Origin of the sequence: Rickettsia endosymbiont of Seladonia tumulorum (assembly GCF_964030815.1) — a bacterium.
Classification (GTDB): Bacteria; Pseudomonadota; Alphaproteobacteria; order Rickettsiales; family Rickettsiaceae; genus Rickettsia.
Window position 1 is genome coordinate 760,594 of record NZ_OZ034963.1, and the last position, 15,232, is coordinate 775,825.

Consider the following 15,232-nt stretch of genomic DNA (forward strand, 5'->3'; position numbering starts at 1 on the left):
TCCTCATTAATCCTAGAAGTACAGCGGTTTTTTCCACTATTAGTGATTTTTTTGTAAAATTTATTATAGCAGTGTTGAACTAGAGACAGTGACTAAAATTATTATTAAGTCAGTGCCTAATTTAGCTATTAAAATCAAGGAAGTATTGAAAGAAAGGGATGTACTCTCTGTATTTACCAACATATTCCTCTGATCTCAATTCAATTTAGCATTGCTGGACTAACTAAGAATTACTTATAAAAAATGATTAAAAATCTTGATGAAATAAGAGATACTATCACAGAAGCCTAAAGCTTCCCCAGGTTATTTATAAAATCTTAATTCATCAATGAGGAAATTACATATGAACTCAAGGATAATATCATTATTAAATATTTTATTAGCACAATTAATATTAATTAGTACCTGTAAAGCTGAGGGTAGTAACCTACCGAGTGCCAAAACTGGTAAATCTATATTACTACCAAAAGTGATAAGTCCTAATACAAGTACTAATATAACTATTATTTTAAATATAAATCAATCTAGCAATGATTCATACTTTACAATTGAATTAGGGGCATATGAGAATAAAAGCCCATCATTAAAACTCACTATGGGATCAATGCTAGAGTTATATTCTCCAATCCAGAATTCAGCAAGTACTCAGCAAAAATTACACATAGTAATGCGTCCATTTCAAGAATCGAATCAATCATTAAATGAGTATCCTAATACCAAAGAACAAAGTCCTAGATTAAAAAAGGAGTTATTAAGAGAGAAAGTATTCAAAAAAACTTATCCTCAAGAAATAAAGTTTCAAAATGAGGAAGTATACTCAAATGACCAATCACGTTACTACGCAAATAATCAATCACTTTACTATTCTATCTTAATACCGAGTTTTAGAACTAATAGTGTCTTGGATTTGTTAGGCAGCAGTAAACTAGATGTCTGGCGGGCAGCTTGCCGACAAGCTTATGCAGATAGTTCAAGTCTATGGCGAGCTTTTAACCCAAAACATATTATTGAACCTGAGTTACGGGATATTGCTAAATATTTCGAAACTTACAATAACAAATTAACCAAGGAAGAGTTTGAGCAAAAATATGGTGAATCAGGTTTAAAGTATGACCATAATTTTACCGTTCAATTAGTAGAGGATGTTTTAGAGAGGAAAAAGCAGCGAGAAATTAATGAATATATAATTGCTGCAGGTAAAGGTGGATTAGTTGAAGTTATTGTAAAATTTGGACTCGAGGTGATATTTGGTAATCTGTTCTTATTAACATTGCTGCTAGCTTCGTCCCTATTGTGGTGGGCAAGTAAGATGGGTGGCAATGGCTTTAAAAAATGATAAACTAGCTAACTCCCAAAAGTATAGAGGTTTTCCTCTATCAATGATTTTTTGGTAAAATTTGCGTTTTATTCTAACCTCTGTACTTGTTAGTTAACTAGATGGCACTTACTAACTTAACAACAAACTTAAACATATTAAGTGCTATCAACACCACACCTATTCCATATTAGAAGAGGAGTAAAGCGAATTGGAAAGTAAAATCAAATATTTTTCTTAAAAAACCAAAGAAGCTGCAAATAAGAGACAGTGGAAAAATAACCACTGTAACCTACAGCCAAATCAGTTAAATTAAATGTTACTTACCGTTAATCTAATTTTTGATTTGGCAGTACTTTTTATAATTCATCCCAACAAATAAACCAAAATATTCCCTATAAAACTTACTATAGCAATTTCTTCTCTAGTAAAAACTGGCTTATTAATCGATAATTTCTGAAAAACTAATTCTATATCTTCTCTAATCTTGGCAGCATTTTCTTTTAGTATTTGTTCATTTATTAACCTTAATTTTGAGTCTTGTATATAATGTGCTGTTCCTTCATGGATAGTCGGTATTAAATCAATTCCTCTTGCTTTATGCGATAAATGTGATACCTTAGCTAAATGACCATATTTTTCTAAATATTGATTGATGAAATAGGCTACATTTTCTCGATAATAATATAAAAAATTTCTTCTTCCCCAATCACGTCCTTTTTCACCAAAAATTACTTCGCCATTTTCTAAATGTAGTAGTTTTCCAGTAGTCATCTGAATGTGGGCATGAGGATTATTTGGATTGTCATAATGAATGTTTATATCTGCTATCATGCCATGACTAACTAGGCACTCAGAAGCAAAGTGTTCGGTAAGTTCAGTATTCTGTTGTTGAGTTAATTCTTTTGGTAAGGCTATGGTCAGCTTTCTAGCAGTCTCAGCATTTTTTCTTGTTTCACTACTTTCTGCTCTATTCCATAATTCTTGTCTATCATATACCCAACTAGGAGCATCATCCGGGGCTAGAATTACGCTATGAACAAGTCCTTTCTTGCTGCTAAAATTATAGGTAACAGTACGTTTTTCTCCTGTTTTACGGTCAGTTGTAAAAAACTGCAATTTACTTCTTGAAATATAGCTACTTGCTGCAACTGCATTTTGTCCTTTGCTTCTTCGTACTTCTGATTTATTACAGTGATATATTGCCATTGCTATTACCGCTATAAGCTGTAAGTTTTTGGGTAATAGCAATCACCAATGAATCTTTGAGCGCAGGCAAACTAGGTTTACCTAGTTTGCCCAAGTGCGCCTATCGGAATTTGAGCTGTAACCGCTATAACCTCATTCGTAAACTTCAAGCTTATTTTGTTTGCTAAACCTCATATAGACAGCAACATCTCTCCTTGGCAGGCCTTAGGCAGAAGGTTGGGTAGAGTGATAGGTGGATGGAAGATAATGACAGCAAGGGGTTTTAACACTCTGTCCGTAAATGTAAAAATCAAAACTTATAATATTTGAATATGTCAAAGAAAATTCTTATAGACTAACAGCTGAAAAGCTATATATGGTATTGTGGTTAAAAATATATAAAATAAGTTGTTGCATTAAGATTTAGGAATTAGTAGAATAAACCATTAAAGAATTTTTATATTTATATAATAATATCAATTAATGAAGGTAGCTGACATTTTATTCTGTTACCTAGGAGTCTTTCGGAGAATAGCGAATTTACCCTAATTAATGATCAAATTTGAAAAATAAGCCGTAGGGGAGTACGGTCAATTTTTTTATTTTCTGCAAAATATTTCTATTCTCCGACAGACTCCTAGGTAAGACTAAAGATTGATCTGAAATTATAGGAGTGGGGTTACATGTCAAACGTACATAATGCGGTAAAAGTTAAGTGGCATCAAACAAAAGGTGACGGTAATTGTTTTTTCCATGCAGTATTTGGTGATAAAGATAGCCCTAATCCTTATGAAACCAAGCACGCTGATACAATGAGGAAAGAATGGCATAATTTCTTGAGTCAATTTAATTCTTTACAAGATCCAAAAATGCCAAATAAACTGAAAGATCAGTTAAAGACAATATTTACTGCTTTCATAAACAACCCAGAATATCTAACTAATAGATCAGAGCAAATTAAAGAGTTAGCTGATCAAACAAGAGAAAGGAGAGATAATGCTGGAACAGATGTTCAATCTCAACAATCTATTGTAAATTCATTTTGTGAAAATGAAAATCTATATCAATACTATTTAGGCGCTATTAGTAGTAATAATTATTATGTCTTTACTGAAGAAATTCCTATTCTGGCATCTTTAGCAAATATTAAAATTACATTTTATCGTAAAGATAATCATGGCAAAATATATAGTTTAGTTTATCCCCCAGACAAGGAACTATTAGGACAGTATCAAGCAAATCTTGAACTTTGGGGGACAAAAGAAGAGGCTATTATATTTCACGAGGGCATGCATTTTTCACATGCTGAATATTACACATCTAATATTCAAAATCAGCAGTATGCTCCTACAAGAGAATATTTTAATGCAAATGAAGAAGCGATGCAAAAATTTCATGTTAAGGAACTTTCAAGTAAGCTATTTGGAGTGGAAATAAGTAAAGAAATATTTGCAGATATTGTAATTAATGATAAGGATGGTAATCACCATGTAACAGTATGTCGTTCCAAGATTATTGGTAGTTCGATTGAACAAATGCATTATGTAACTCCATTGTTGTTTTTAAAACAGGCTCTTGGAATTAAAGTGTTAGATGTATCAATAGGTAAAAATTATACAGTAGACAATTTTATAAAGTATATATTAGCCATATCAGACCAAATACAAGGTAGATGTCTGACACAAGAACAATATGATAGTCAAAAACTAAATAGGCAAGAAGACTTTTTTAATATCAAGGTTATTACTACAAAGAGAGATAGTACGAAAAAAATAAAATATCTAATTACTAATGAAGACTTAATTGAGCAATTGGAGAGTCATGAGATAAATTTGTCAGAGTACAATGTTGATGAATCAAAAAGAGATTATACTACTGAATTTCAGAGATATATTAAATATGTACTCAGTGGTTTTCAAAAAATGATACTTGATGATTATTACATTCTTGAAACAACTTGTGAACTTATAGCAAAGTTTATATTAACTACACTTAGTCAACAGGAAGAAGTATATTTTTCTACAAAGGATAATATGTTATTTAAGGAGATACGCCTATACCAACACATGAAAGGAGCAAAACTGGATGATACAGTACCTTATGAAGTTGTATCTCATAAAGAAATTGTTGATAGAATTGAAGGGAATAAATTTAAATACCAAGGTACTAAGAAAGAACCACATATTAGAATTATAGATGTTAAAGAACAAATAGTACAAAACACAGTAGAAGCATTAGATATAATAGACTCCTTAATAAAGGGTATTGTACTTAATGTAAGTAGTATAGAGTCAGATAAAATAAGCTTATTGTTAAATAAGTATAATAAGTATAATTTTAAAATTAACACATTTACATATAAGGATAATAGTTTAGATAATTACACTGATTATGAGGATCCACTTACTGAAAATAATTGTAATCAAATTTTTCATTGTCATGCAGCAAAACATTTATATCTAATATTTAACTTTAGATCGTTAGGAACAGAAAAAATGTTTGCACCTAAACAAAAGGGTGATAGGACAGGAATAGTTAAAGTTTACACTTCTAATAGCGAACAATTAAGTGAACAATATTCCATTCAAAAATCAGCTACCGCTATACCAGCAAAAGAACCATTAACACAACAAGTTATTAGTCATATTTCTCTGATGTTAGCTCCTTTCTCATCATTGAATTCTAATGTTACACTTGAAGAGGATGTTAACCAACAGGGGTTATCACCAATAAAGCAAATATTTAACTCTTTTTGTAAGTTACTAAAGGCTGATTACAGCTCCCCGAATATTTTAGATCAAGTATGGTATAATGACTTAGAACGTCAATTTAATATAGAACTTATAGATAAGTTAGATGAAAATTTAAGTGTATCAGGTGATACTTATAGGCAAGATAATTTAGATTTTTCATAAAAAGTGCTATGCATATAGCCATAGAATAAATTATAAATATAGATTAGGTTTATTATGAAATTTACAGCAGCAGTAGAAGGGTTTATTAAGTTTATATCTGATGCATTAGATGAAGATAAGAAAGAAGTTATTACAACTTGGATTGGCAATAATTTGCTTAATCAACCCCCAAGCCTAAGGATTACTCAAGATATAAAAGCAGCTTTTTTTGAAGCACAAAAGACAGTGTTTACTGAATACATTATCAGAAATGATATAGAAAAAATAAAACTGTTACTTGATGCAGTAAATAGTCCTGCTAATGAAAAATTAAGAACATTTGAATGTAAAGTACTAGCAGATGCTTTTATTGACAAAAAAGAGTTTTTAACTACAAATACACAACATAATCAAGAATTAATTGATATATTAAATAATCAATATGAAAATATAGACAGTGATGAGTTAAAAGAAAGTATATCAAGCAAAATACAAGAAGTACGGCAAATTATAGATGATTCTATGGGTGGAATTGTAGAACCGAGTACTCCAGTCATAAAACAACAAAAATGGTATATTCGCAACTTTATAGAAAAGTTATTTAAAATAAATATGAGCCAAGATGTATTAGTAGATATTGTAATTAATGACGATCCTACTAATCCATGTGATAATCAAACTACAATAGTGGGGCGTCCAAAAGTATTAGGAAGTTCAACAAAGCAAATGCGCCATGTGACACCATATGCTTTTATAGCAGCAGCTATTAAAACAAAAATTGATATATCAGAAGGGCATGATGGTTATAAATCATATGTAACCAATTTAGTAGAAGCTACTAAACCGCTACTCAAAAATAAAAAAGGTATCTGCTTAACAAATGCTCAATATTCTAAACTAAGTTCTAATAGTACATTACAAGATGAGGGATCTGAAGCATTTAAATTATCTACTACCAGTAATGAATATCACTTAATATACAATGATGCACTTATAGAACAATTCAAGAAATGTGATGATTTCTCGCAAGCTGAAAAAGATAAAGCTGAAGCAGATTTTAGTACTAAATTTGAAAAATATATTACTTATGGTATAAAATATCTCACTGAAGGAATATTAGATTCACAAAATGCTAACACTATAACCATAGTTTGTGAAGGAATTGCAAGGATAATATTAACTTTATTTAATCAGGAGAAATATGCTGCTTTTCCTGAAGAGGGAAATTCTTTGAAAGAGGAAATTCGTGTATATAACACTCCAGAGGATGCAAAACAAGCTGCAAAATTAAAGTTAGAACAACAGAAATATGAAGTAATATCTCATAATGAGATAACTCAGGGAAATACATTACAATATGACTCATGTATTAGAATTGTTGATAATGAAGGTTCCATAGTAAGAAAGGTAGTAGAAGTATTAAAGATTATAAACTTATTAATGCATCATAAATTATCAGAAGTATCACGTAAGACAGAAAAAAAAGATTTAGAATATCAAAAAGAATATAACGAGAAATATAATTTTAAGGTAAATGACCAAAATCTTAAGTGTAAAGACAAATATAATGAAGATATTGACATTGAAAAAAATTTAGTAGATATTTTTCAATATCATGTAGCAAAACATCTATATTCTGTGTTTGATTTTAAACCATTAGAAAACAAAGTATTAGCACCCAAACAACATGATGATACAGACATAATAAAAGTTTATACTTCAGCTGGTGGACAGAGGCAAGCTGAATATTCTGTTCAGGATGGTATTCAATATCGAAAGTTAGAGGTTAATGGTGCAAGAGGTTATAATGATGATGCAGTATTTCGTTCGGAAATGAGTAATGAAAAAACTAAAGGGATACTAAAAGACAAGGTTGTTAATCATGTTATTATTTCTCTTTTACCGTTTGATGCGTTAAAAGTTGAATGTATATTTAATGAATCACAATGTAAAGGAACTCCAATACTACAAGCTTTTTGTGAGTTAGTAAAAGTAAAGTATGAAGCAGAGGGAATGATACAATTGGATGATGCATGGATGATTAATGTCCAAAATGAATGTTCTAGGTATTTTGAAGATGTATTATTAGGTGATGTATCAAAACCTATAGATGCAATTTATGATGTCTAACTAATACAAAAGTGATATAATTACTAGAATGAGATTTAGTTATAATAATTTAATAGAGGATAATGTTATATGTATAAAAATGTTTCACACAGGACTTTGCAAGCAGGGTATACTGAATTTTTAGTTACAAAAATTCAAGATGACGATATGAAATCTGTAACAGAATGGGTAGAAGAAAGTTTAATAAACGAGAATCCCAATGTTGATGCTCCTAGGAAAATTGCTTTTTATGAAGCAGAAAAATTACTAATTTCTGAATATATTGAACGAGACAAATTTGATAGGTTATCTACACTTATTAACGCAATAGATAATGAAAAGTTTGATAAAGAATTTAAAGATCATCCAAATTATCCTAAATTAAAAGCCAATGAATGTCGAGTCCTTGCAGGTGCTATAATAGAATCTAAAAAATACTTGGATCAGGATAAAACTATGCATCAAAAGCTTGGTGAGTTACTCAATACTAAATATCAAACACTAAAGGATATAAAGTATGATGTTAGCCAAATTAAAACAATAGATACTGCTCTTCAAATTGTACATTATGAAGAAGCTCCAGTTAGTACAATGGGAGCTACCAGCGATACTATTGATCATCATTAATCATAATAAAGAGGTTAGAAATGATCTCTTTATAACTCTGATATGGTTGGAGATTTACATAAATGTGTTGGCTCAAAGCAGTTAGTTACCTTGATACATTGGTATTCGGTTAGATTAGACAAAATAGTATTTTAGTAATAAATAGGCAGAACCTATAATAATCCAAGGCTTACAATGGAAACATTTAAAATTACCTAATAAACCAAACTATTGAATTTGTATGATTCGGGTAGTAAATGTTAGTATCTATTCACGACCCCGGCAGAAATTTAACTATTAAAGTAATTTAATACAATTTTTTAAAACATAAGACTGTGATTTTTACACCTCCAAGGTGTATTTTTTAAAGAAAAATACACTAGTGATTGATTTTCTGCCGGGGGTCGTGAATAGATAGTCTCCCCGTCAAAAGTCTAGAAGGATAATATATAATATGCTTAGCAGATAAAAATATATAGAGAATCCATAAGAAAAAGCTATAATATTGGCAAAAAACTTAAGGATTATCTGATTAATGCCGATAGAAAATATAACAAAGTTGCAAAGACAAGGACAGCTTTTTGGTTACAAACTGACCGAAGAATTAAACCACAATAATAAATTATATAAATTAAGATCATTAATAAATTGGTCTAGTTTAGAGGAATGGTTGTCAGCGAATGTTGATATTAAGAAATATGGTAGTAAAATATTTGGTATGACAGGTACTTTAGGCTCAAATGCTGAGGAGTCTTTGTTATCTGAAATATATAAGATAGTAATTGGCTTGATAGCATTATACTTGGAATATTAGAACAAATTAATCTAAGTAGAGCAGTGCTGGTTATTTGTGAAACTATTCAAGATGTTAAAATAATAAAACAAAGCTTAGAATTATTTAAAAGCTTAGATAAAAATGCTATTAATACAATTAAAACTTATGTTGATGAAGATGACGCAAAAATTACCAAGGATAGGGTAAGTTCTAGAGATGTAATTATAGCGACCAATATAGCTGGTAGAGGAACAGATTTAGAGACAGTCGAAGAGCTGAATCAATATGGTGGATTACATGTTTGCATTACTTTTCTGCCATCTAACCAAAGAGTAGAAGATCAAGCATTTGGTCGAACAGCTAGACAAGGTAGCACCGGCAGTGGACAATTAATTATTAGAGAAAGTGAGATTAGAAGTTTAGGTATAACAAAACCACTGGAAGATATTAAGATTCATGAAGTAAAAGAGTTTAGAAATGAAGTAGAAAAATTAAGAGTGCAGAATATTTTAGATAAAGTAGTAGAACTTGATCTTCAGGATAAATTATTTCATTGTTTTTCTAATTTGTATCAAGAGTTACGAGAAAAGAATAAACATATTGAAGGATTTCATTTTGTACTAGAAGACCTAAAAGAATATTGGGCTTTTTGGTTGGAACGACAAGAGCTTAAAGCCAACAATTTACCTGAATTAGAAACAATTACTCAAGAAAAAAAGCTAAAGTCAGAACAACATTCTTCTCTCAAAGCTATAGCAGAGCAAGTATTTGTAAAATTCACAGAAGAAGCAAAAATCTTGATAAAGGGGCAAAAGGTCTATCAAGATGGAATAGAAACTAATGGTAGTATAGCAGAAGCAGAGAGAATCATTCACAATCCTTATCATAGGATAAAACAAGCCGAGTATTTAGTACAGAAAAATAATTTACGCAATAATAAATTATCTAAAGCTGAAGATGCATTAAAACAGGCTATTTTTCTAAGCGGTAGCACAGAAATATTACCTAGTGCTGATATAATACTCTTTGAAGTGGAGATAGAACGTAGCTGGCATCTAATAAAAAAGTTCACCTCAATATTTACTGCTATATCTCAAGGAACATTCATTATTAAAGAGCCAGAATCATCAATACACCCTGCAAATTATAAAGATATCGCTAGAGAGTGCCTTGAAAGGGCAAAAAAACCTTTAGAGAAAGAAATTAATTATCTAAGAGAATTTTTTAAAATCAATAATGATTTTGATCTAATATTATTACCTGAATCTTCTAAGGATAGTAATCAAGATATGTTAAACCACACTAGCCTAAAAGCTTCAATAGTCTATAGAGCTACAGATACAGACTATTTCCACCTTAAGTCAAAAGAATATGATCAAGAAGTTGTTCATAAGATACATGGTATAATAGAGCTAGCAGAACTTCTAAATAAATATCAAAACGATATCAATAATAAACCTATTTGTATGCACTACTATAACAAGAACAATAATGATCAAAACACAGAGGATATAGATGACATTATAACAATCTATATATTAAAAGATAATGATCATATTAGCATATTATATGATGACCCTTTAGGCGATAAGATACCATATAATATAATATGGTTGCTTACAAAATATTGTCATAATCAACAAAAACAAATAGATCAGGTTGAACAAATGGAGCAATTAGCTAAAATGTTATTTCTTGAACAAGAAGGAGCTATTGTGCCAATGGCAAGAGAAGCAATAAAAGAGGAGACTACTCATAGTGGAAATAAAAAATCTTATCAAGAAGAGTTACTACAAAGGAACTTGTTATTAAAACATTTATACTCTAAATTAGTATGTTTAAAGATTCAGCAAGACAATATAGATGAGCTTATCAAGAAGCTTAGCAGTGCAACAGGGGACTTGATAATTAAGAGTAGAAGCTCCGAATCTAAATATTTTCAGAAAATTGACTCTAACAAAGAAGTGATTACTAGTGTTGAAATAGCGGAATTAGAGCATATCGGTTTAGGTAATATATATGGGTTGAATACCGTACAAGAACTAACTGACGAAACTATTGAGAATATAACGAAACAAGTATATAATGGTTTATCTTTACTTAAAACTGCAGAAGAGTTTCCTTTTTTATCTCTTATCATGAAACAAGTTGGTTATATCTTAATAGCAGAAGGAATATCTAATTTAACAAGTGAATTAATAAATCATAGAGAATCGTCATTATCTTGCAATCAATTATTTTATCTAAATGGCAGAATAATCAATGAAGCTATTAGTTTAATAGCCTAAGTCATATCAAGAACTTATTGTACAAGAAAGCCTGCCGTCTGTGATAAGTTTATATGAAGAGCTACATAATCAACAAATTGCAATAATTCAAGAGTTCTTAGATAAGGTAAAATTTGATCAGACAAAGACAAAACAAGAATATACGAATTTAAAAGATGAAAAAGACAGTGAAGTAGTACCCTATACTGCGTATCAAACCCAAGATTTGGATCAAATGCAAGGACAAGAACGTGAGCAAGCACAAGATGTTGGATTGATTGGTTGTGATTGGGTTATATAAATTGTATTTCAGTTAATTACACTTTATAATAATCCACAGTCTATAAATTCTAGATAAAATTTTAACATCATTTTAATACTAGCCTTAAATATTAGCAGTGTGTTGATCTTTATTGGCAAGGAGAATAATTACTGCCCAACTAAATCTCATAGAATGAAACTATTTGGAATAATATAATGAATAAAGAAAGCGAATTAACATCTGAAAATATAGTAATACCTAAAATGAGAGTCGGAGACGATGATTTTAAAAGTCTATTGTTCAATAGTGATATTTTTGTTGATAAAAGTTTACTAGTTAAAGAGATTATTGAAGATAGTGGCAGCGTAATACTTATAACTCGACCAAGACGTTGGGGTAAAAGCTTGAACATGGATATGATCAAGAAGTTCTTTGAAATAGAGGTGGATGAGAGAGGTAAGCCTTTACCTCAAGAAAAGAGGGTAAATCATAAACTCTTTACTGGCGGTATAGTAGATTTAGGCTTTGATGAAAACAAAGAATTACAGCCTTTAAAAATTGCGGATGTAGTAAGGAGCATGAAACGTCAAGGTCAATTTCCAGTTATTTCTATAAGTTTTAAAGATGTAAAGGGTAGCAATTACCAAGACGTTGAGAGCGGAATAAAGAATCAAGTTACTAAGTTATTTGGAAAACATCGTTATTTAAAGCATTATATAGCAAAAGATACAAATTTACTGGATGACGTACAAAAGGAAAAATTAAACCGATATTTTACAGGAAAATTTGATAAAGAATATCTTAAAGATAGTCTAGGCTTTTTAAGCGAACTATTATATAAACATTTTAATCAAAAAGTTTATATATTGATTGATGAGTATGATACACCGATTAATAGTGCCTATATTAAATTTAGTGATAAATCAAAAGAGTTTGAACAAGTTCTTGAATTATTTCGTGGCATGTTTGGCAGCAGCCTAAAAGGTAATACTTGTGTAGAAAAAGGAGTAATAACTGGCATATTACGAGTTGCTAAAGCTAATTTGTTTTCTGATTTGAATAATGTTAGTGAATATACTTTACTTGATAAAAAATTTGCTAAATTTTATGGCTTTACACAAACAGAAGTTGATGCATTATTAACTGTTGTCCCCACTAAAACCAATCCTGAAGAAATTAAGAATTGGTATAATGGTTATACATTTGGTGACGAGGTTATATATAATCCGTGGTCAATTATGCAATGTCTTGCTCGTAATGGCGAGCTTGATCATTACTGGTTAGATAGTGGTGGGACTGGTTTAGTTGATAAGGCATTATTGTCAGATGAAATGCAAGAAGACTTGCAACAACTTGCTAGCGGTAAAATTATTGTTTCCTCGATTACTAAACAAATAAGTTTCAATGATATTAACTCACGATCAGGATTATTCAGCCTATTGCTATTTAGCGGTTACTTAAATCCAACTGTTATAGAGTCGGCAAAAAATATTTACGAATTATCTGTGCCTAATGAAGAAGTAAAATTTATATATGAAAGCAGATTATTACAATGGGTTAGTAATAAGTTACAAGTTGATACTTCTCTGTATTTTCCTCTTGCTAGTTTATTACCTGCCTACCGCTTAGAGGAATTTGAAGAACGATTGCAAGATTTGTTACAAAATTCTACCAGTTTCCATCAAACAGGAAATAAAAAAGCCGAGTTATTTTATAGTGGTTTTATGCTAGGACTTGTTAACATGTTATCTTCTAGCTACATCATAACCAGTGAACAGGAGTCAGGTAGTGGCAGAGCTGATATTATTATGATTCCTAAAGCTGGCAGGGAAGATAATGCCATCATTATTGAGTACAAGATTGCCAAAAATACAGAAGATTTAGCCTAGGTAGTCCAAATGGGATTAAAACAGATTATAGATAAGCAATATGATGTAAAGGTTAAAGAACATTCTCACGTCAAAAAGATCATTAAACTTTCTCTAGCTTTTTGTGGTAAAAATATGGATTTACAATATCAGGTTACAGAGCTTTAGTAATAGACTGTAAGCGTTTGAATAATCAGTAATTTTATGTCTATCGTGGTTCTGAAATTGTCCACTACGCCCCGCCACGTGGGACAATTAGCTATTTCTTGTAGTTTATCGAACGGAAAAGCCAGAGAATAATCAAGTTTTCTGCCCCTCAAACTTAGGTGTGAAAATACAAAATTTAAAAATTCTCTTTTTTCGTCCATTTTCAAACCTTTAAAAGTTTCATACGCATTTGTTGTTATATTTATGAAGTCTAAGAGCTTTTTAGAAAGCTTATCATCTATCCAAGGATTAAAGCAGCAAGCAAATAGTTTAAGAAACGGTGATATAAGGCGAGTAGCTTGCTCCACCCTTTAAATTTCTATGCTGCTTGTAAATTTTACTGCATAATAGAATTTATTGTAGGAAAAGATAATTTCTCATAAAAGATGCTTTTTTCGTTGTTTATAAAACTTTTAGTAGTTGAGTTGATTTTAAAAATCGTTGAAAATATTATAAATTTAAATATTTTCTGTTTGTAAATTGCCTGATATTTCAGTTTTAGTAAATTTTGCATTATATAATCTATTGAATTGTCGAACCTTTAAAAATTTTATACGCATTTGTCGTTATGTTTATAAAGTCTAAAAGCTTTTTAGAAAGCTTATCATCTATACCATTATAACTCAAGGTACTTCCTAGACTTTTTGGCTGCGGGTAACTTACCCTCCTAGCGATAGAAATTTTATAACCATTTCGCTTCGTTTTGAGCATTGAGAGCGTAGAATGCTTATAAGCATAAGGATTTTGAGTTGACCATTAAGAGCAAAAAGCGAAATATTTTATTGCCTTTTATTGAATGGCTTTAGAAGGTTTTTAGGTTTAGACATATCAATCATACCATATATTTCAGGATCAAAACCCTGAGGGAATTTTGTAGGTGGAAAACCCTCAATTGTAAAATCTATACAAGTAGGAAAATGTAAAGCTAAAAAATTAAAAATTTCAAATTCAGAAGTCATTTTAATGGTTTGAGAATTATAATAAGCATTTTCTAAGTGAACAACTGATTCAATTGTATGAGGTAATACTATTATATTAGATAAATCTACTCCTATTAAATTAGTGTAACTAAAATCCGTATCGAAATATGAGGTTTGGTACAGTTTTGCTCCACATAAATTACTTTCTCTAAGATCTGCACCACGAAACTCTGTGTCAATAAATTTGCTATATTGAAAATCATTAAAATTTAAAACTGCTTTAATGAAGCTTACTTTTTCAAAGTAAGAGTTTTTAAAACTTATATCATAATATAATTTACCCATCCCACTTAAGTTTATACCATTTAAGGTAAGGCTTTTTAAATCATTTTTATAGTAAGCGACTAAAATACTTAATTCTTTCCAAAGATCAAAATTGATATCGTCATAAGCTGGTATAAGTGATTTGATAATACTAAATATAAGGTTCTGTAGGAACTTTTATCTTTTGAAAAGATGGTATTCTTTCTAATACAAATTTACGTTTTGTCCTTCTGCAAGTGTTACTAAATTTACAACTTTATTATCTATAGAAAAAAGAGTAAATTCATACCTAGCAAAAGCCAAAGCGTATAATGTGAGGTACAATCCTATTACTGCATGAAGCACCTGTAACCAAAATTTAATCTGAGGATAGGAACAAAATTTATAAATTAACTTAAATGGGTTCATAAAAATATTATGTCAGCAAATAATACAATATATATTGTTTCAAATATTTAGTAAAATATTAAATTATTAATTGCAATAATGAATTTTAC

Annotated in this window: 11 protein-coding genes; 9 read left to right on the forward strand and 2 right to left on the reverse strand. The window is 30.2% G+C overall.

Annotated elements, in window-relative coordinates:
* Nucleotides 1-343 precede the first annotated feature (343 nt).
* Nucleotides 344-1,336: a hypothetical protein gene (locus AAHF54_RS03815; protein ID WP_341787997.1), complete on the forward strand. Its 993-nt coding sequence runs from the start codon at nt 344-346 to the stop codon at nt 1,334-1,336.
* Between the two features lie 345 nt (nt 1,337-1,681).
* On the opposite strand, the gene AAHF54_RS03820 is transcribed toward AAHF54_RS03815, so the two are convergent.
* Complete coding sequence (locus AAHF54_RS03820) at nt 1,682-2,524, reverse strand: MobA/MobL family protein (RefSeq protein WP_341787999.1); 843 nt, start codon at nt 2,522-2,524, stop codon at nt 1,682-1,684.
* Between the two features lie 662 nt (nt 2,525-3,186).
* Here AAHF54_RS03820 and AAHF54_RS03825 point away from each other — a divergent pair.
* From AAHF54_RS03825 to AAHF54_RS03860, 8 genes are all read left to right on the forward strand, one after another.
* Nucleotides 3,187-5,418 carry a hypothetical protein gene (locus AAHF54_RS03825; protein WP_342169801.1) on the forward strand — a complete coding sequence of 744 codons (2,232 nt, stop codon included), beginning with the start codon at nt 3,187-3,189 and terminating at the stop codon, nt 5,416-5,418.
* Between the two features lie 54 nt (nt 5,419-5,472).
* On the forward strand, nt 5,473-7,527 hold the full coding sequence (locus AAHF54_RS03830) for a hypothetical protein (RefSeq protein WP_341788001.1): 2,055 nt from the start codon (nt 5,473-5,475) through the stop codon (nt 7,525-7,527).
* A gap of 96 nt (nt 7,528-7,623) precedes the next feature.
* Nucleotides 7,624-8,133 carry a hypothetical protein gene (locus tag AAHF54_RS03835; protein ID WP_342169802.1) on the forward strand — a complete coding sequence of 170 codons (510 nt, stop codon included), beginning with the start codon at nt 7,624-7,626 and terminating at the stop codon, nt 8,131-8,133.
* 514 nt (nt 8,134-8,647) lie between these two features.
* Entirely contained in the window at nt 8,648-8,926 is a 279-nt protein-coding gene (locus tag AAHF54_RS03840; RefSeq protein ID WP_342169803.1) for a hypothetical protein, read from the forward strand.
* Nucleotides 8,927-8,949: 23 nt separating this feature from the next.
* Complete coding sequence (locus tag AAHF54_RS03845) at nt 8,950-11,175, forward strand: hypothetical protein (RefSeq protein WP_342169804.1); 2,226 nt, start codon at nt 8,950-8,952, stop codon at nt 11,173-11,175.
* A 40-nt stretch (nt 11,176-11,215) separates the two neighbouring features.
* The gene (locus AAHF54_RS03850; protein ID WP_342169805.1) at nt 11,216-11,455 is read left to right on the forward strand and encodes a hypothetical protein; all 240 of its coding nucleotides are present in this window, start codon (nt 11,216-11,218) and stop codon (nt 11,453-11,455) included.
* Nucleotides 11,456-11,631: 176 nt separating this feature from the next.
* On the forward strand, nt 11,632-13,305 hold the full coding sequence (locus AAHF54_RS03855) for an AAA family ATPase (protein ID WP_342169806.1): 1,674 nt from the start codon (nt 11,632-11,634) through the stop codon (nt 13,303-13,305).
* A 9-nt stretch (nt 13,306-13,314) separates the two neighbouring features.
* The gene (locus AAHF54_RS03860; RefSeq protein ID WP_342169807.1) at nt 13,315-13,452 is read left to right on the forward strand and encodes a hypothetical protein; all 138 of its coding nucleotides are present in this window, start codon (nt 13,315-13,317) and stop codon (nt 13,450-13,452) included.
* Nucleotides 13,453-14,270: 818 nt separating this feature from the next.
* On the opposite strand, the gene AAHF54_RS03865 is transcribed toward AAHF54_RS03860, so the two are convergent.
* On the reverse strand, nt 14,271-14,756 hold the full coding sequence (locus AAHF54_RS03865) for a pentapeptide repeat-containing protein (RefSeq protein ID WP_342169808.1): 486 nt from the start codon (nt 14,754-14,756) through the stop codon (nt 14,271-14,273).
* Nucleotides 14,757-15,232: the final 476 nt, after the last annotated feature.